This window comes from Deinococcus maricopensis DSM 21211 (assembly GCF_000186385.1).
GTDB classification, from domain to species: Bacteria; Deinococcota; Deinococci; order Deinococcales; family Deinococcaceae; genus Deinococcus_B; species Deinococcus_B maricopensis.
In genome coordinates, this window is record NC_014958.1 from 2,973,699 (window position 1) to 2,991,496 (window position 17,798).

The following is a 17,798-nucleotide window of genomic DNA, read 5'->3' on the forward strand; positions in this document are numbered from 1 at the left end:
CGTCGGCCCCGCGCGCACGCGGGGCCGACTCCTGCCCTCTGGAGGAACCTATGCCCGTAGACATCAAAGTGCCCGTGTTCGCCGAATCCGTCAGCGAAGGGACCCTGCTCACTTGGCACAAGAAGCCCGGCGACGCCGTGAAGCGCGATGAGGTCATCGCGGAAATCGAGACGGACAAGGTCGTCCTCGAAGTGACCGTCCCGCAGGACGGCGTGCTCGTCAGCGCCCTGAAGAACGAAGGCGACACCGTTCTCAGCGAGGAAGTGCTCGGCGTGATCGGCGAGGCGGGTGCCGCCCAGGCGACGCCGGCCGCGAGTGTGGACGCGGACCGCACGGGCGGCCCGGTCGCCAGTGCCGAGAGCGGCAGCGCGGTCGCGACGGCCGCGTCGAACGACGCGCTGTCCCCGGCCGTGCGCAAGATCGTCGCCGAGCACAACCTCGACGCCGGCAGCATCCCCGCGACCGGCCCGAAAGGCAACATCACGAAGGCTGACGCGGCCGCGGTCGCCGCGCAGGGCGGCCTGACGTACCAGGGCCCGCAGGCGGCGGCGCAGCCCGCCAGCATGCCCAGCGCGCCCACGCACACCGCCCCGGCGACGCCCGCCCCGGCTGTCAGCGTCCCGCAAGGCGAGCGCCCGGAGCAGCGCGTCCCCATGACGCGCATCCGCCAGCGCATCGCGGAACGCCTGAAGGACGTGCAGAACACCGCCGCGATCCTCACGACGTTCAACGAAGTGAACATGAAACCCGCGATGGACCTGCGCAAGAAGTACCAGGACCAGTTTGTCGCGAAGCACGGCACGAAACTCGGCTTCATGAGCCTGTTCGTGCGCGCCGCCACCGAGGCGCTCAAGCAGTTCCCGGTCGTCAACGCCAGCGTTGAAGGCAAGGACATCATCTACCACGGGTACTACGATCTCGGCATCGCTGTCGCGTCCGACCGTGGCCTGGTGGTGCCGGTCCTGCGCGACACGGACCACATGAGCCTCGCGGACATCGAGAAGGCCATCGCGGGCTTCGCGCAGAAGGCCAAGGCCGGCAAGCTCACCATGGACGACATGAGCGGCGGCACGTTCAGCATCACCAACGGCGGCACCTTCGGCTCCATGATGAGCACGCCCATCATCAACCAGCCGCAGAGCGCCATTCTCGGGATGCACAACATCATCGAGCGGCCCATCGCGCAGAACGGCCAGGTCGTCATCGCGCCGATGATGTACATCGCGCTCAGCTACGACCACCGCATCATCGACGGGAAGGAAGCCGTGCAGTTCCTGGTGACCATCAAGAACCTGCTGGAAGACCCCGCCCGCATGCTGCTCGACATCTGACCACTTGCCCGCGGAAGCGGCCCGCCCCCTGGGGGCGGGCCGCTTCGCCGTTCTGCCGACGCGCCATCACCCCGGAGCCGCTACGGTTGGGGAATGCCGAACGCCCTCCACCTCATGAACGCTGGCGGCCTGCTGGAGGCGCCCCTGGAAGCGGCGCTGCGCGCCGCCGCGACCGAGGCGCTGCACCGACACGCCGAGCACCTCGCCCTTGACGGCGTGGACGTCGCCATGTACGTCAGTGAGCGGACGATTCCCGAGACGGGCGTACTCGGGTACGCCCCCTTTGGTCATTACGTGGAGGTCATGCTCTCCCCCGACAACGCCAACTTCGAGCGCCTCTGGCGCACCGAGGTGCCGGCGACCCTCGCGCACGAACTGCATCATGCGCGGCGCTGGCGCGGCCCCGGGTACGGTCACACCCTCCTGGAGGCGCTGGTGTCCGAAGGACTCGCGCAGCACCACGAAGCCACCGAACGCGGCCACGCGCCCATGTACGCCTGCATCCACGCGGACCTCGAATCCCTGTGGGCGCAGGCGCAGGAAGGCCTGCACCGCCCCCATGACCATGCCGCCTGGTTCTTCGGGACGGCGCACCTCCCCCGCTGGGCCGGGTACGCGCTCGGGTACGAGCTGGTGCGCCGCTACTTCCAGCAGCACGGCGGGAACGCCGTCACGCACGTGGACGCTCCCGCCGGACGCTTCAGTGCCTGCTGGGCTTAGATCTCCTGAAGGGGCCGCTCAGCCAGCCACGCCGGCAGATGACCCGGCTCGTACGTCTCGAAGTACAGGCGCGTCAGCGGCACCAGCGGGTACGACTGCAGCGGCCCTTCCTCCTGGCGGCGGTCCACGATGCAGGCAATCGCCAGGCACCGCGCGCCATACGCCTCGGCGGCCCGCACGGCCTTCAGGACGCTCCCGCCCGTCGTCAGGACGTCCTCCACGGCCACGAACGTCTCCCCGGGCTTCACGGTGAACGCCTCACGGATCTTCATGCCGCCCTGCCCGTCCTTCTCCGCGAAGATCGCGCGGGTGTCCAGGTGGCGGGCCACCTCGTACGCGAGGGTCACGCCGCCCATGGCCGGGCCGATCACGAAGTCCGGCGTGACGCCCGCAGCGCGCAGCGCGTCCGCGAGGCCGCGCCCGAACTGCTCCGTGAACTTCGGGTACTGCATGACGGTCGTGGATTGCAGGAACATTGGCGAGTGACGGCCCGACGCGAGCAGGAAATGCCCCTCGTGCAGCGCGCCCGCCTCCCGGTACAGCGAAAGAACGTCCATGCCCGCAGTCTACCCGCGCCGCCAGATGTTACCGAAACGGGAACGCGCCGCTTTGGCGTCCACGCGCGGGCGGTACACTCGGAACCGTATGGACGCATTCGATGTACTCGTGATCGGTGGTGGCCCGGCGGGCTACGTGGCCGCAATCCGCGCGGCGCAACTCGGCTTCAAAACGGCGTGCGTGGACGCCTTCGAACGAAACGGCAAGGCGTCCCTGGGCGGCACGTGCCTCAACGTCGGCTGCATTCCCAGCAAAGCTATGTTGGACAGCAGCGAGAAATTCGAGATGATCACCCACGAAGCGGACGAACACGGCATCGTCGTCGACGGCGCGCGCGTGGACCTGAACAAGATGCTTGCCCGCAAGGACGCCGTCGTGGACAAGCTCACGGGCGGCATTCAGTTCCTGTTCAAGAAGAACAAGATCAAGAGCTACCACGGGTACGGTCGCCTCGTGCGCCGCGAAGGCGACGCGTGGATCGTGGACGCCGCCGGTGAGGAAGTCAGCGCGAAGAACGTCATCGTCGCGACGGGCAGCAACCCGCGCGCGCTGCCGCTCGCGCCGTTCGGCGGACACATCGTCGAGAACAGCGGCGCGCTCGCCCTCACCGAAGTGCCGCAGCGGCTCGGCGTGATCGGCGCTGGCGTGATCGGCGTGGAGCTCGGCAGCGTCTGGCGCCGCCTGGGCGCGCAGGTCACCGTTCTCGAGGCGCTGCCTGGTTTCCTGCTGCCCGCCGACGACGCGGTCAGCAAGGAAGCCCTCAAGCACCTCAAGAAGCAGGGCCTCGACTTCCACTTCAGCGTGAACGTCAAGGACGTGCAGCAGAGCGACGCGGGCGTCACCGTCACGTACGAGGAGAATGGCCAGAGCGTCACCGCGCAGTTCGACAAGCTCATCGTCTCCATCGGTCGCGTGCCGAACACGCAGGGTCTGGGCGCGCAGGATGTCGGCCTGACGCTCGACGAGCGCGGCTTCGTGAAGATTGACGATCACTATCGCACGAACCTCCCGGGCGTGTATGCCATCGGTGACGTGGTGGGCGGCGCCATGCTCGCCCACAAGGCCGAGGACGAAGGCGTCGCCGTCGCGGAAATCATCGCGGGGCAGGCCGGGCACGTGAACTACGACGCGATCCCCTGGGTGATTTACACCAGCCCGGAAATCGCGTGGGTGGGCCTCACGGAGCAGGGTGCCAAAGCGCAGGGTCTCGAGGTGCGCACCGGGCAGTTCCCGTTCGCCGCGAACGGCCGCGCGCTCGGCCACAACGACTCGCGCGGTTTCGTGAAGGTCGTCGCGGACGCCAAGTCTGACAAGATTCTCGGCGTGCACATGGTGGGCCCGAACGTCAGCGAACTGATCGCCGAGGCCGTGAGTGTCATGGAGTTCGGCGGGAGCGCCGAGGACCTGGCGCGCACCGTGCACGCGCACCCGACGCTCAGCGAGGCCGTCAAGGAAGCGGCGCTCGCGGTGGACAAGCGGGCGCTGCACGCCTAAATGAGTGTCAACAGCGAGGGTATTCTCGGACACTCTCGCTGTTGACACTGTCTTTATGTTCCACTATTATTTCTCGCGTGCCTGAAACACGGCACACCCTGAAAGGGCAGCAAGCGGCGCAAGCCAAACGCTGAAAAGGTGTGGCCCCATCGTCTAACGGTTAGGACACTACCCTTTCAAGGTAGCGATACGGGTTCGAATCCCGTTGGGGTCACCACCGAAACCGCTCAAGCTTTACCGCTTGAGCGGTTCTCTTTTGCCACCTCTGCAGAAGTCTCGTTTTCAAAGGCCAAGAAGTCGAATAAAAAGGCTGATTTTGAACGACTGATTATCAAACGTATCTATTTAAGATTTACAGCAAGAGCGGCTCTTAAATACTCTCGAAATCAAATTCAATATTTAGATTTTATAAACTTTTACACCCGCCTGCCCACTTATGATCGGCCTAGATGAAGGCCATTATTCCAGCGGCTGGTTACGGGACGCGCATGCGTCCCCTCACTTTTACGCGCCCGAAGCCCGTGCTGAACGTGGCGGGCAAACCGATTATCGTGCACGCCATCGAGACGCTCCGGGCCGCCGGCATCACGGACATCGGCATTGTCGTCTCCGACCTCACGCGACCGGCACTCGAGCAGGCCGTCGAAGACATTGCCGGTGTTACGGTCGAGTTTATTGAGCAGCCGGAGATGCTGGGGCTCGGCAATGCCGTGTTCATGGCGCGCGACTGGGTGGCGGGCGACGACGTGTGCGTATACCTCGGGGACAACCTGTTCGAGGATGGCGTGAGTGCGTACGTGAATGCCTTTCACGCGGAGCGGCCGGACGCGGTCATTGCCCTGGTCGAGGTGGAGAACCCCACAGCGTTCGGGGTGGCAGAACTGGATGGAAAGCGCATTACGCGTCTTGTTGAGAAGCCGAAGAACCCGCCGAGCAATCTGGCGGTGGCGGGCGTGTACTGCTTCTCGAGCGCGATTTTTGAGCAGCTGGCGACGCTGAAGCCTTCGGCGCGCGGTGAGTACGAGATCACGGACGCCATCCAGGGGTTGATTGATTCGGGCCAGACGGTGCTGGGGCAGACGGTCGTGGGGTGGTGGAAGGATACAGGGCAGCCGCGTGACCTGATTGACGCGAACCGCCTGTTGCTGGAGAAGCTGGAGGAGCGGATTGAGGGGACCGTGGAGGACTCGCGCGTGAGCGGGCGGGTGTGCATTGCGCCGACGGCGCGGGTGACGCGCTGCAAGATCGTCGGGCCGGCCATGATTGGCGAGGGCGTGGTGCTGGAGGATACGTATGTGGGGCCGTTCACGACGATCGGCGCGAATTCGGTGGTGCGGAGTTCCGAGGTGGAGCACAGCATCATTGAGCAGTCGTGTGTGATCGAGAACGTGGAGACGCGCCTGCAGGATTGCCTGATTGGGTTGCGGGCGGTGGTGCGTGGTGGGCGCCGGGTGCCGCGGACGCTGAAACTGACGCTGTCGGATGCGAGCATTGTGGAGTTGACCTGATGGCCTCTTCACTCGGGAGCGGCTGTTACATTACTTGAGCGTGGTTGTATTAAGCTTGGGGTATGAAGAACCCGTACGCTGAGTGGTTCGAGCAGCTTCGCGCGGAGTACGGGGAGCAGCTCAAGCAGGTGCCGCTCCCGGATGGACTGCCGGAGCACCTCCGCGACCTGATGGCCCGCGACGATCAGGAAGCCATTCAATTCATGCTGAAACTCGCTTGGCAGCTGGGCGCGCAGGTCGGGTACGCCGCCGCGCAACGTCAGGAGCAGACGCAAGCCGTTCCGAAACGCACCACCGCCGTTCAGGCGTGACCCGGGGAGCCCAGGCGGCTCCCCTTTTCGTGCGTGGGAAGTGTGAGGCGAATGGTGCGCGGTGCCGCGCCAGCCGGTATAACCGGGGGACTATGGCCCTTCTGGATCGGCTCGGACGTCCCCTGCGGGATCTGCGCATCAGCGTGACGGACCGCTGCAACCTGCGGTGCACGTACTGCATGCCGCGGGAAGTGTTCGGCGCGGATTACGCCTTCCTTCCGCGCGCGGAGCTGCTGACCTTCGAGGAGATCGAGCGGCTGGCGCGTGTGTTTGTGGAGGCTGGCGTGCGAAAGTTGCGCGTCACCGGCGGGGAGCCCCTGCTGCGCCGGGACCTGCCGGACCTGCTGGAGCGGCTGGTCCGCCTGCCGGGCGTGGAGGACGTGGCCTTGACGACGAACGGGGTGCTGCTGCCGCGGCTGGCGGGGGCCTTGTACCAGGCGGGGTTGCGGCGCGTGACGGTCAGCCTGGACGCCCTGGACCCCGTGGTCTTCGGGCAGATGAACGGTATGGGCACCGCGCCGGAAGCGGTGCTGGCGGGCATCGAGGCGGCGGCGGCGGCCGGGTTGCGCGTGAAGGTGAACACGGTGGTGCAGCGCGGCGTGAACGACGATCAGCTGGAGGCGTTGTGGGCGCACTTCCGGGGGCGGCACGTGCTGCGCTTCATCGAGTTCATGGATGTCGGGAACCACAACGGCTGGGATCTGTCGCAGGTGGTGCCGTCAGCAGAAGTGCTGACGCGGCTGGGGGGTACGTTCACGCCGGTGGCGCCCACGCACCGCGGGGAGGTGGCGTCGCGGTACGCGGACGCGGAAGGCCGGGAGCTGGGCCTGATTTCAAGTGTGACGGGGGCGTTCTGTGGGTCGTGTTCGCGGGTACGCCTGTCGGCGGTGGGGGTGGTGTACACCTGCCTGTTCGCGTCGGGTGGAGTGGATCTGCGGGGACCGCTGCGGGCCGGCGAGGACGACGCGGCCTTGTTGGAGCGCGTCGTGAGCGTGTGGTCGGCGCGCACCGACCGGTATTCGGAGGAGCGCGCCGCGGGCGGCGAACGGACGGGTAAAGTGGAGATGTCGCACATCGGGGGGTGAGGGTGGTGTACTTACACCACGCCCGAAACTGGCGTCCGAAGTACACGAAATGCTTTACGATGCCTTCATCTGGCGGTGGCGGGGCGCGTGAGCCTCGCCGTCAGACCACCGCACGCCACCGCCACAGGCCGCGCAGGACCCCGCCGGAGACGCTCACCGGCGCTGCGCGCGCCGCCCTGGAGGTGCCATGGCCAAGTACCCGCTGATCAAAACGACCCTCAAAGACCGCCTGCTGGGCGGCCACTACCCGGAGGGTCTGCCGCTGCCCAGCGAGCCGCAGCTCGCCCGCGAATTCGAGGTGTCCCGCATGACCGCGCGGCGCGCCATCGACGAACTGGAACGCGAAGGGTACGTGTACCGCGTGCAGGGCGCCGGCACCTTCCCGACCGGCAAACGCTTCCGCCAGGGCATGTTCCGCGTGCGCCCCTTCAAGGAGTGGGCGCGCCACCCGGACCACCGCACCACCGTCCTGCGCGCCATGGAAATTCAGGCGACGCCGGAAATCGGCATTGTCCTGCAGGTGCAGCCGGGCGACCCGGTAGCGTTCGTGCACCGCCTGCGCACCGCCGGGGACGAGCCGCTGGTAATCGAGAAGCGGTACATCAACACGCAGCTCGCGCCGGATCTGCTGGGGCATAACCTCGCGGCCGAAAGCATTCACGAGGTCATGGTCAGCATGGGCGTGGTCCTCACGCGCGTGGAGCAGACGCTGGAAGCCGTGAACCTCCGCCAGGAGGAAGCGGACCTGCTGCGCGTGCCGGTGGGCACCGCGTCGTTCCTGCTGCGCCGCACGACGTACAGCGGCACGAAGCGCGTGTCGTACGTGAACTACTGGGTGCGTGGCGACCGGTACGCCTTCCAGGACAGCTTCGAGCCCTGAGCGCATGATTTTGGGCTCAGTCCAAGTACAATACAGGTCCATGGACTCCACGTCGCAGCGCGAACGTCAGAAGGAGCGGCGCCGCGCCCGCATCTATACCGTCGCCATCGAGCTGTTCAAGAGTGGTGGCTTTCAGGCCACCACCGCCACCGATATCGCCAAGGCCAGCAACGTCTCGCGCGGGACCTTCTTCAACTACTACCCGTACAAGGAAGCGGTGCTGCTCGACTACGGCGCCGAAATCATGGAGCGCCTCCGCGATCATGCCGAGGCGCGGCTCGCGCAGAACGCGCCCTCGCTGACGGTCCTGCAGGAAGTGTGGGACCAGCTGGCGCAGGAAACCGCGCAGGAACGCGACCTGATTCCGCCGCTCGCGTACGAACTGCTCAACCCGGACCCGGAGCGCGCGCGCACCGCGTACCAGGCGCTGCCACTCAGCAAGGTCATCGAGCTGATCCTGCGGCCCATGCAGCAGGGCGGGCAGCTGCGCGCGGACCTGAGCCTGCAACGCATGTGCAACCTGATCGCGGACACATACCTGATGGTGGCGCTGCGCTGGAGTGCATACGGCGCGGAACCGACCGTGCAGAGCCTGCAGGACGACATGCGGCGCACGCTGAGCTTCCTGCTCGAAGGCGTGCTGCGCCGCTGAGTCCCGGCGTGCGGTAGACTCCGGGGCGACACGCGCCGGTGGGCGCGCAGCGAAGGAGTACCGTGGCCCCACGCGAGATTTACGTCAACCAGGGCGGGCACCGCTGGCCGTTCAGCAAGGGCCTGGTGGTGGAAAGTGTCGTTACGGCCGGCGGCACGCCCGAAGCGGCGGCGGCCGTCGCACGCGCCGTCGAGCAGCACCTGCTCGACGTGAACCTGCGGGACGTCACGACGCGGCAACTCAAGGAGGCGATGGTGTCGCAGGCGGGCGCGCTGCTCGGCGACGCCCTCTCGGACCGGTTGCGTGCCCAGACGGCCGCGTTCGAGGACATCATCGTGGAGGGCGAGGCAGGCACCCTGCCGTTCTCGCGCGGCATCCTCGCGCGCAGCCTGGAAGACACCGGCCTGGCACCGCGTGAGGCGTACAGCGTCGCGAGCCGCATCGACCAGCACCTGCGGGAGCGGGGCATCACCCATTTCGCCGCGAGTGACATCGACGACCTGATCGAACGGGCGCTCAGCGAGCGGTACGGGGAGCACCTGCGCCTCACCTACCGGTTCCTGCGACAGAACCGCGGGCGGCTCGGCGTGCTGGAAACGGGCGGCAGCACGCCCGTACCATTCAGCAAAGGCATCCTGACGCAGTCGCTGCTCGCGGCGGGCGTCGCGCCGGACTACGCCCGCAAGGTCGCGCGGGCCGCGCAAGCGAGATTGCGCGGCACCGAGGACCGCCTCGTGACGCGCGCCCATGTGAGCGACGTCACCGAGGAGCTGCTGCGGCAGGAAATCGGCCCGCAAGTCGCAGACCGGTACCGGCTGCTGCGCGTCGTGCGCCGCCCGCCCAAACCCCTGGCGATCCTGCTGGGCGGCGTGAGCGGCACCGGCAAGAGCTTCCTCGCGGCGGAACTGGCGTACCGACTGGGCATCACGCGCATCATCAGCACCGACTCGGTGCGCGAGGTGATGCGCGCCATGGTGAGCCCCGCACTGGTCCCGACACTGCACATGAGCAGCTTCGACGCGTGGGAGGCGCTCCTCGACCCCGCCGAGCCGCACCCGGCGCACCCCAGCAAGGCGCAGCTGCTGGCGGGGTTCCGGGAGCAGGCGCAACAGGTGTCGGTGGGCGTGGGCGCCGTCGTGCGCCGCAGCCTGGAAGAGAACGCCAGCCTGGTGCTGGAAGGCGTGCACCTCGCGCCGGGGTACCTGCGCGCCAGCGACTTCGAGGGCGCCATCGTGATTCCCATGCTGGTGACCGTGCCGGACGAGGCCGAGCACCGACGGCACTTCCAGGCGCGGGACCGGGAGACGACGCAGACGCGCCCGATGAGCCGGTACCTGCGGTACTTCCGGGAGATCCGGCAGATGCAGACGTACCTCACGGACCTCGCCGGGCACGTGGGCGTCCCCACCCTGAACGGCCTGTCGCTCGACGAGGCGGCGGACCAGGCGATGGAAGTCATCATGAGCCGCGTCGTGACAGCCCTCCCGCCCGAGCAGCGCGCGGCCTTCACGAACGTCTGAGTGACCGGGGGCACGCCTGACCGAGGAGTGGCTGGATCTCGTGGATGCCTCGTGGATGCGGGCGACCGCGTGGTGGGCCGGGTCCGAATGGAGGACGCTTAGGCGCAGCCGCGGCCAGTACGGGTCATCAACACGTTCCTGGTGAACGCGCGCGGTGAACAGTGGATTCCTCGCCGCACCCTGCACAAACGCCGCTTTCCGGGGTGCCTGGACGTGAGCGTCGGCGGGCACGTCATGAGCGGCGAGTCGTACGTGGCGGCGTTCTCGCCGTTCGAGCAGACGCTCAGCGCGTTCATGCGGGTGTACGAGGTCCGCTGCGACGAGGCACCGGCCTTCAACCCCGAGGACTTCACGGAGGGGACCTGGCTGACGCCGCAGGCCCTGGTGGCGCGCATTGATGCAGGCGACCCGGCCAAGGGGGACTTGCGGGAGCTCACGCGCCTGCTGTACCTGAACGGCTGAACGTGCCCGTCCGGGAGGGGGCGCTCAGTCGCCGAGGTAGCGGCGCAGTTCGTCGATGCCGTGCGTGTTGCCGATGACGGCGATCTTGTCGTGCGGGAGGACGTCGTGTTCGGCGCGCGGGGTGATTTCGATGTTGCCGGCGCGGTTTAGGGCGATGACCTGCACGCCGAAGCGGTTGGTGAGGTTCAGGTCGCGCAGGGTGCCGCGCAGGCGCTCGTTCGCCTCGATCTCCACGATGGCGTAGTTGCTGCCGAGGTCGAGGGTGTCCACGAGGTTCGGCGTGGCGATCTGCCGCGCGAGGCGCACGCCCATGTCGTGCTCGGGGCGGATGACGAGGTCCGCGCCGAGCTTCTCCAGGACGCGGCGGGCGGTGTCGTCGATGGCTTTGCACACCACGTACGGCGCGCCGAGGCTCTTGGCGTTCAGCGTGGCGAGGATGCTCGACTGGATGTCCGTGCCGATGGCGATGATGACCACGTCGAAGTCGGACACGCCGATGGAGCGCAGTGCGCGCTCGTCGGTGGCGTCGAGGATGGCGGCGTGCGTCACGAGGTTCATGACGCCCTCGACGTGTTCTTCCTCGACGTCCACGGCGACGACTTCATGGCCGATTTCGTAGAGGGTGGTGGCGACGGCGGTGCCGAAGCGGCCCAGGCCGATCACGAGGCATTGTTTGACTTTCACGAGGGGTTCTCCTTGCTTACCCGAGCAGGATGTCCCGTTCGGGCGGGTAGCGGACGGTATCGCGGGACGCGCGGGCGCTCAGGGACGTGGCGAGCATGAGCGGGCCGACGCGCCCGAGGTACATCAGGACGATGAGCAGCAGGTGCCCAGCGGCGTTCAGGTGCGGGGTGGTGTTCATGCTGAGCCCGGCGGTGCTGAGGGCGCTGACCGTTTCGAACAGGGCGTTCATGGGCGGCACGGAGGGGTTCGTGAGCAGCAGCAGGAGCAGCGCGGCGTGCAGCACGCCGATGCCGAGCAGGGCGATGGTCATGGCGCGCGTGATGAGGTCACGGTCGAGGCGGCGGTGATGCGTGACCGGCTCGCCGCGCCCCCGCGCGTAATTCCACACACCCCTCAGGACGACGTAGAAGGTGGTGGTCTTGATGCCGCCGCCGGTCGAGCCGGGGTTCGCGCCGATGAACATCAGCAGGGTGGTGAGGAGCAGCGTGGCGGGCCGCATCGCGTCGTACGGCAGGGTGTGCAGACCGGACGTGCGCGGCGTGACGCCCTGGAAGACGCTGGCGGTGAGCTTCCCGAGGGGGCTGAGGGGACCGAGCGTGCGCGGGTTGGTCCACTCGGTGAGGGCGAACCCGGCGATGCCGACGAGCAGCAGGGCGGCGGTGACGCTCAGGGCGATCTTGACGTGCACGCCGAGGCGGTGCTCGCGTGGGTTGCGCAAGTGCGCGACGACGCTCAGCTGCACCAGGAAGCCGAGGCCGCCGAGGATGATCAAGGCGCTGAGCACCAGCGTGACGAACGGGTCAGTGGCGTACCGCGCGAGGTTATCGGGGTACAGCGCGAACCCGGCGTTGTTGAAGGCGTTGATGGCGTGGAAGGCGGCGCTGTACAGGCCGCGCCCGGCACCCTGTTCGGGCGCGAAGCGCGCCCACAGCAGCAGCGTGCCGAGCAGCTCGATGGCGAGGGTCGTGAGCAGGATGCGCCGGATGAGCGGCAGGACCCCGCCGACGTCCAGGGCGCTGAAGTGCTGCGCGAGGCGCACGCGGTCCGTGAAGTACAGGCGGCGTCCGGCGAGCAGGGCCAGCAGCGTGCCGAACGTGATGATGCCGAGCCCGCCGATCTGCACGAGCAGCAGCAGCACGACCTGCCCGAAGGGGCTGAGGCTGGTGCCGGGGTCGACCACGGCGAGGCCCGTGACGGACAGGGCGCTGGTCGCCATGAACGCGGCCTGCAGGGGCGTGAGGGCGTGGCCGGGCGTGTGCGCGAACGGCAGGCTGAGTAGCAGCGCGCCGATGAGGATGCCCAGCGCGAACGTCGCGGCGACCAGTTGCGGGGCGGTGAGGCGCAGGGGGGGACGTCGGGCCATAGGGAGATCGGTTGATTCTACAGCGGCGCTCATGGCTGTGGGGGGCGCGAGCGGTATACTGGCTGGTCATGCCGAAGCGTCCTTCTGCCAAATCCGCGCCGCGCCGCGCCCCGTCCCGTTCTTCCAGTTCCACTGCCGGGGCGTCCACCGCGGACCGCGAGGGGCAGCTGCGCGCGGAGGCGCACCGAGTGGCGGCGCGTCTGGCACGCGGCGCGCGCCCGCGACGCCCTCACGCCGACGATGACGGCACGGGCGCCGAAGAGCGGCCCGCGCGTGGCCGTGAGCCCGTCGGGAAGCGCAGTGAGCGCCCCAAGCGCCTGTCGCACCTGAAGGCCCGGCAGTACGAGGTGGAGGTGCTGCGCGGCCTGGAGTCGTACGCGGCGGCGGAACTATCGACCGTTCCGGATGTCCGGGACGTGCGCGGCCTGCGCTTCTGGTTTGGCGGGGAAACGGCGCGTCTCACGCGTCTGCGCAGCGCCGTGGCGGTGTATCAGGTGCGGCGCTTCGACGTGCCGCGCCCCAAGGCGCTGCTGGGGCATCAGCAGCTGGTGCAGCTCGCGGAGTACCTCGCGGGCGTGGCGCGCGAGGGGGGCCACGCGAGCTTCCGCTTCAGTGCGGCGGGCCGCGACAGTGAGGTGTTCACGCGCCTCGCTGCGGAACTCAGCACGCTGCTGGCCCTCCCGTACGACGCGAATGAAGGGGAGCTGCTGGTGCGGTTCGTCCGCGCCGAGGACGCCGACGCGTGGGACGTGCTGGCGCGCGTGACGCCCCGCCCGCTGAGCGCCCGGCCGTGGCGCGCGTGCAACCGCGCGGGCGGCCTGAACGCGACCATCGCCCACGCGATGCTGCGCGTGGGCGGCCTGAGTGAACGCGACCGGATCTTCAACCCGATGTGCGGCTCGGGCACGCTGCTGATCGAACGCGCCGGCATGATGCCCGCCGAGGCGCTCGTCGGCGTGGACATCGACGAGGAGGCGGTGGACTGCGCGCGCGAGAACATCCGCGCGGCGCGCCGCGACATCGAGGTGGCGCACGTGGACGCTCTCGCGACGGGCCTGCCGGCGCGCAGCTTCGACCTGATCCTCGTGGACCTGCCGTGGGGTGACGCGATCGGGTCGCACACCAGCAACGAGACGCTGTACCCGGCGTTCCTGGCGGAAATGCACCGCCTGACCAGCAAGCACGGCCGCATGGTGGTACTCACGCACGAGCTGCGGCTGTTTGAGCGGACGCTCGCGGATCAGGACCGCTGGCGGGGCCGCGAGGCGTTCCAGGCGTACAGCGGCGGGCACCACCCGCGCGCGTACCTGCTGTCCCGCGCCTGAGCGGCGCGGCCCACATCCAAACGGCGCGCACGTGCGTATCACTGTGTAGGCCGGGCGCTCCTCGGCCCGGAGGAGGAACTACGCATGCCCAACCTCGGTTTTCCGGAAATTCTGCTGATCCTGGTGATCGCCCTGTTGGTGTTCGGCCCGAAGAAACTCCCGGAGCTCGGCAAGAGCCTCGGGCAGGGCGTCCGCTCGTTCCGTCAGGGCACGCAGGGCCTCAAGGACGAACTCGACGCCAGCTTCAAGGACACCGCTGCGCCGAACGCCACCACGGTCGTGACGGCTGCGCCCGCGGCGGAAGCGAGCGAAACGCGCGCGTGATCGGCGGGGCCCGCGCGTGACGTGGTAGCTTCCCGTGTGAGGGAGGCCACACACGCATGACGCCCACGGACGAGCAGCTGATCGCCGCCATCGCAGCGCGCGACGAGGACGCGCTGCTGGAACTGCACCGAAGGTACGCCCGGTATGTCTACGCCATGGCCCGCCGCATGCTCGGCCCGAACGGTGAGCACGAAGAAGCCGTTCAGGACGTTTTCATGAGCATCTGGCGGGCCGCGGAACGGTTCGACGCACGCCTCGCGAGCGCTAAGACGTGGCTCGTGACCATCGCGCAGCGCCGCATGTTGCAGACGCTGCGCGACCGCAGCCCCGAGACGTACGCCATTGAGGACTGGGACGCGCCGTCCGCGCAACCGGACCTGGAAGACCGGGTGATGCTGGACGGCGCCGTTCAGACCCTCGATGCGGAAAGCCAGCAGTTGATTGACCTGGCGTTCTACCGCGGGTACTCGCACAGTGAAGTGGCGGCCCTGACCGGCAAGCCGCTCGGGACGGTGAAGACGCGTATCCGGCAGGCGCTCACCGCACTCCGCTCGCAGTTGGAGCGTGGCCGGGGAGGTGAAGTGAAGTGAGCGTGGACCGCGATACTCTGGATTTATACGTACTGGGCGCCCTGGATGACGCCGAAACGGCGCGCGTGGAAGCGTACCTGCTGGCGCACCCGGACGTGCTGCGTGAGGTGCGCGCGGAGCGTGAGGCGCTCGCGCAGGCGGCGCTCGTGCAGGCCGCGCCCGTCCCGGCAGGGGCGGAGGAGCGGCTGCTCGCCCGGTTGCGGGCGCAGCCGGGCGTGACAACGCCCGACCCGATCAGGCCGCCGGCCACGGTGCCGGCGGCCCGACCCGCCGCCCCGAGGGCGCGTGCGCCGCGGCGCAGTGCCCCGTGGGGTGCGGTGCTGCTCGCCGTGGCGGCGGTGGGGGTCGGCATTGTGGTGCTGCCGGGCGTCCGCGACTGGAGCGCGGCGCAGACGTACGCTTCGGCGCGGCGCACGCCCGGCGCGCAGAGCGAGGTGCTGCTCGGCGCGAGCGGGACGCGCGTCGGGGAGCTGACGCGCATGCCGGACGGGCGCATTCTGGTGCTGATGGACCGCGCGCCCACCCAGGACCACTCGTACCAGGCGTGGCGTATCGAAGGCACGCAGGTGACGTCGCTCGGGGTATTCGACGGTCGGCTGTTCGCCACGGACGACCGTGTGCAGGGCCGGGCGACGTTCGGCCTGACGGTCGAGCCGCGCGGCGGTCGGCCCACCCCGACCCTGCCGCCACTCAGCACCACCACCCTGTCCTGAGCGGCAAGCGGGGGCGCCTGGCGCCCCCGCTTTGCTTGCAGGCCGCCTCAGCGGGTGTGCTCGTGCGCGTGCAGGGCTGCGCCGACGATGCCCGCCGCATTCTTGAGCGTGGCGGGCTGGACGGGCGTGCGCAGGTCCAGGTGGTCCTGCCACTTGTCGGCCTTCTTGCTGACCCCGCCGCCCACGATGAACAGGTCAGGGCTAAACAGCATCTCCAGATAGCCCATGAACGCCCCGGCGCGTTTCGCCCAGGCCTTCCAGCCGAGTTCGTCTCGTTCGCGCGCGCGGTCCGACGCCCACGCTTCGGCCTCGTGCCCATTGAACTCCATGTGCCCGAATTCCGTGTTGGGCAGCAGGGTGCCGTGCTGGATGACGGCGCTGCCGATGCCGGTGCCGAAGGTCAGCAGGATCACCACGCCGGTCACGTCCTTGCCGGCGCCGAAGCGCGCTTCGGCGAGGCCGGCGGCGTCCGCGTCGTTCAGGACCTGCACGGGCGTGCCGGTCGCGTCCGCGAGGAGTTTCGCGGCGTCGAGACCCACCCAGTCCTTGCTGACGTTCGCGGCGGTGAGGGTCGTGCCGCGGCGAACGACGCCCGGGAAGGTGCAGCCGACCGGGCCGTCCCACCCGAAGTGCCGCTGAATTTCGGTGATGACGCGCGCGACGTCGTCGGGGTCGGCACCTTCGGGGGTGGGGATGCGGTGGCGCTCCGCGAGGAGCTGCCCGGTGGTGACGTCCACGGGCGCGCCCTTGATGCCGCTCCCGCCGATGTCGATACCCAGGATCTGCTGAGGGTCCGTCATGCGCGCATGATACGGGCCGGACCTGTGCGCGCCGCGTTCCCTGAAGCGCCCCTGAAGACCCACAAAAAAACCGGAGCCGAAGCTCCGGTTCCGGGCACAGGGTGCCTTAGGCCGCGTGGGCGCCTTTGGCGGTTTCCACGAGGGTGGCGAACGTTTCGGGTTCGCGCGCGGCGAGGTCCGCGAGGATCTTGCGGTCCAGGCCCACGCCGGCCTTCTTGAGGCCGCTGATGAAGGTGCTGTAGTTCATGCCGTGCAGGCGGGCGCCGGCGTTGATACGCTGGATCCACAGGCGACGGAAGTCACGCTTCTTGTTGCGACGGTCACGGTACTCGTACGTGGCGGCGTTGAGCAGCGTCTGGAAGGCGTTCTTGTACTGCTTGCTGCGTGAGCCCCAGAAGCCCTTGGCGCGCTTGAGGACTTTCTTGTGACGGCGACGACGAACAATCCCGGTTTTGACGCGCGGCATCTTACTTCCCCTTCGGCAGCATGGCCTTCATGCGTGCCCATTCACTCTTGGCGAGAACGAAGCCCTGGCCTTTGCCGCGGATTTCGTCACCGGACTTGCCCGTGTTCTGGTGGCGTTTGCCACTCTTGAACGCCATCACTTTGCCGGTCGCCGTGATCTTGATGCGGCGCGTGGCGCTCTTTTTGGTCTTCTGCTTCGGCATGATGCTCCTTTAGCCCGGCGAACACCCACGCGGGTGGGGTTGCCGTCTGGGGGTTCGGGCCGCACACGCTGGTGCTGTTCACTGCCCGGCCCCGCTTGGCCAAGATAAAAGTGTACAGGATGCAGCGCGCGCACGCTAGGGGTGCATGCAGAAGCGGCCCGCAGGTGCGGGCCGCTCGGGGGCGCTGCCGGTTACGCCTGGGTGGGCGCGGCGTCGACGTCCACGTCGCTGGTGGCCGGGACGCCAGCGGCCGCGTCGGTTTTCTTGATCGCGCCGGGTTTGGGCACCATGATCATGTTCATGTCCATGCCCATCATGCTGGGGGTGCTTTCGGGCGCGCCGATGTCCGCGAGGGTTTCCGCGACGCGGTGCAGGATGCGCTCACCGAGCTCCGGGTGCGTGCGCTCACGGCCGCGGAACATGATGGTGACCTTGACCTTGTGGCCTTCCTGCAGGAAGCGGCGCACGTGGTTCGTCTTGGTCTTGAAGTCGTTGTCGTCGATCTTGACGCGGAACTTGATCGCCTTGACTTCGTGGGCGCGGGCACGCTTGCGGTTTTCCTTCTCGTTCTGCTGCTGCTCGTAGCGGAAGCGACCGTAGTCCATCAGCTTGCAGACCGGGGGGACGGCCGTCGGCCCGACCATGACCAGATCCAGGCTCTTCTGGCGCGCCATCGCCATCGCTTCGCGCGTGTCGATAATGCCAACCTGGCCGCCTTCGTCATCGATAAGGCGGACTTGTCGGACCCGGATCTGCTCGTTGATTTTGAGATCTTTCGCTATGCTCATCACCTCCGCGCGCCCCGGCGCA

Annotated in this window: 21 protein-coding genes and 1 tRNA gene; 15 read left to right on the forward strand and 7 right to left on the reverse strand. The window is 68.2% G+C overall.

Going from position 1 to position 17,798, the window contains the following annotated elements; genetic code table 11:
• Positions 1–50 precede the first annotated feature (50 nt).
• A complete protein-coding gene (gene odhB / locus DEIMA_RS14000; RefSeq protein WP_013557923.1) occupies positions 51–1,331 on the forward strand; it encodes a 2-oxoglutarate dehydrogenase complex dihydrolipoyllysine-residue succinyltransferase in 1,281 nt (426 codons plus the stop codon).
• A 93-nt stretch (positions 1,332–1,424) separates the two neighbouring features.
• Entirely contained in the window at positions 1,425–2,051 is a 627-nt protein-coding gene (locus tag DEIMA_RS14005) for a DUF2268 domain-containing putative Zn-dependent protease (protein ID WP_013557924.1), read from the forward strand.
• Here the strand turns inward: DEIMA_RS14005 and pyrE are convergent.
• A complete protein-coding gene (gene pyrE, locus DEIMA_RS14010) occupies positions 2,048–2,608 on the reverse strand; it encodes an orotate phosphoribosyltransferase (RefSeq protein ID WP_013557925.1) in 561 nt (186 codons plus the stop codon). The genes DEIMA_RS14005 and pyrE overlap by 4 nt on opposite strands.
• 88 nt (positions 2,609–2,696) lie before the next feature.
• Between pyrE and lpdA the strand changes: the two genes are divergently transcribed.
• The 9 genes from lpdA to DEIMA_RS14055 all read left to right on the forward strand — a co-directional run bounded on the left by lpdA (position 2,697) and on the right by DEIMA_RS14055 (position 10,521).
• Positions 2,697–4,103, forward strand: a complete 1,407-nt coding sequence (gene lpdA, locus DEIMA_RS14015) for a dihydrolipoyl dehydrogenase (protein WP_013557926.1) — start codon at positions 2,697–2,699, stop codon at positions 4,101–4,103.
• A 142-nt stretch (positions 4,104–4,245) separates the two neighbouring features.
• Positions 4,246–4,320, forward strand: a tRNA-Glu gene (locus tag DEIMA_RS14020).
• 232 nt (positions 4,321–4,552) lie between these two features.
• On the forward strand, positions 4,553–5,611 hold the full coding sequence (locus tag DEIMA_RS14025) for a glucose-1-phosphate thymidylyltransferase (protein ID WP_013557927.1): 1,059 nt from the start codon (positions 4,553–4,555) through the stop codon (positions 5,609–5,611).
• A 62-nt stretch (positions 5,612–5,673) separates the two neighbouring features.
• Positions 5,674–5,922: a hypothetical protein gene (locus DEIMA_RS14030; RefSeq protein WP_013557928.1), complete on the forward strand. Its 249-nt coding sequence runs from the start codon at positions 5,674–5,676 to the stop codon at positions 5,920–5,922.
• Between the two features lie 92 nt (positions 5,923–6,014).
• The gene (moaA, locus tag DEIMA_RS14035) at positions 6,015–7,007 is read left to right on the forward strand and encodes a GTP 3',8-cyclase MoaA (protein ID WP_013557929.1); all 993 of its coding nucleotides are present in this window, start codon (positions 6,015–6,017) and stop codon (positions 7,005–7,007) included.
• 187 nt (positions 7,008–7,194) lie between these two features.
• A complete protein-coding gene (locus DEIMA_RS14040; RefSeq protein WP_013557930.1) occupies positions 7,195–7,887 on the forward strand; it encodes a GntR family transcriptional regulator in 693 nt (230 codons plus the stop codon).
• A 40-nt stretch (positions 7,888–7,927) separates the two neighbouring features.
• Positions 7,928–8,539 carry a TetR/AcrR family transcriptional regulator gene (locus DEIMA_RS14045; protein ID WP_013557931.1) on the forward strand — a complete coding sequence of 204 codons (612 nt, stop codon included), beginning with the start codon at positions 7,928–7,930 and terminating at the stop codon, positions 8,537–8,539.
• 62 nt (positions 8,540–8,601) lie between these two features.
• A complete protein-coding gene (locus tag DEIMA_RS14050) occupies positions 8,602–10,059 on the forward strand; it encodes a 2-phosphoglycerate kinase (protein WP_013557932.1) in 1,458 nt (485 codons plus the stop codon).
• A gap of 141 nt (positions 10,060–10,200) precedes the next feature.
• A complete protein-coding gene (locus DEIMA_RS14055; RefSeq protein WP_013557933.1) occupies positions 10,201–10,521 on the forward strand; it encodes an NUDIX hydrolase in 321 nt (106 codons plus the stop codon).
• Positions 10,522–10,545: 24 nt separating this feature from the next.
• Here the strand turns inward: DEIMA_RS14055 and DEIMA_RS14060 are convergent, their stop codons facing one another.
• Together DEIMA_RS14060 and DEIMA_RS14065 are read right to left on the reverse strand one after the other, a co-directional pair.
• On the reverse strand, positions 10,546–11,205 hold the full coding sequence (locus DEIMA_RS14060) for a potassium channel family protein (RefSeq protein WP_013557934.1): 660 nt from the start codon (positions 11,203–11,205) through the stop codon (positions 10,546–10,548).
• Between the two features lie 16 nt (positions 11,206–11,221).
• Positions 11,222–12,568, reverse strand: coding sequence for a TrkH family potassium uptake protein (locus DEIMA_RS14065; protein WP_013557935.1), 1,347 nt, complete (start codon positions 12,566–12,568; stop codon positions 11,222–11,224).
• Positions 12,569–12,756: 188 nt separating this feature from the next.
• On the opposite strand from DEIMA_RS14065, the gene DEIMA_RS14070 reads away from it, so the two are divergent.
• The 4 genes from DEIMA_RS14070 (at position 12,757) to DEIMA_RS17045 (ending at position 15,520) form a co-directional block, all read left to right on the forward strand.
• A complete protein-coding gene (locus DEIMA_RS14070) occupies positions 12,757–13,893 on the forward strand; it encodes a methyltransferase domain-containing protein (protein WP_013557936.1) in 1,137 nt (378 codons plus the stop codon).
• Between the two features lie 84 nt (positions 13,894–13,977).
• Entirely contained in the window at positions 13,978–14,217 is a 240-nt protein-coding gene (tatA, locus tag DEIMA_RS14075) for a twin-arginine translocase TatA/TatE family subunit (RefSeq protein ID WP_013557937.1), read from the forward strand.
• A gap of 56 nt (positions 14,218–14,273) precedes the next feature.
• Positions 14,274–14,807: an RNA polymerase sigma factor gene (locus DEIMA_RS14080; protein ID WP_013557938.1), complete on the forward strand. Its 534-nt coding sequence runs from the start codon at positions 14,274–14,276 to the stop codon at positions 14,805–14,807.
• A 2-nt stretch (positions 14,808–14,809) separates the two neighbouring features.
• Complete coding sequence (locus DEIMA_RS17045; RefSeq protein ID WP_169311947.1) at positions 14,810–15,520, forward strand: anti-sigma factor; 711 nt, start codon at positions 14,810–14,812, stop codon at positions 15,518–15,520.
• Between the two features lie 47 nt (positions 15,521–15,567).
• Here DEIMA_RS17045 and ppgK read toward each other — a convergent pair whose 3' ends face one another.
• The 4 genes from ppgK to infC form a co-directional block, all read right to left on the reverse strand.
• Positions 15,568–16,320: a polyphosphate--glucose phosphotransferase gene (gene ppgK, locus DEIMA_RS14090; RefSeq protein ID WP_013557940.1), complete on the reverse strand. Its 753-nt coding sequence runs from the start codon at positions 16,318–16,320 to the stop codon at positions 15,568–15,570.
• Positions 16,321–16,426: 106 nt separating this feature from the next.
• A complete protein-coding gene (gene rplT / locus DEIMA_RS14095; RefSeq protein ID WP_013557941.1) occupies positions 16,427–16,786 on the reverse strand; it encodes a 50S ribosomal protein L20 in 360 nt (119 codons plus the stop codon).
• Between the two features lies 1 nt (position 16,787).
• On the reverse strand, positions 16,788–16,988 hold the full coding sequence (gene rpmI / locus DEIMA_RS14100) for a 50S ribosomal protein L35 (RefSeq protein ID WP_013557942.1): 201 nt from the start codon (positions 16,986–16,988) through the stop codon (positions 16,788–16,790).
• Positions 16,989–17,179: 191 nt separating this feature from the next.
• Positions 17,180–17,779, reverse strand: coding sequence for a translation initiation factor IF-3 (infC, locus tag DEIMA_RS14105; protein ID WP_043816788.1), 600 nt, complete (start codon positions 17,777–17,779; stop codon positions 17,180–17,182).
• Positions 17,780–17,798: the final 19 nt, after the last annotated feature.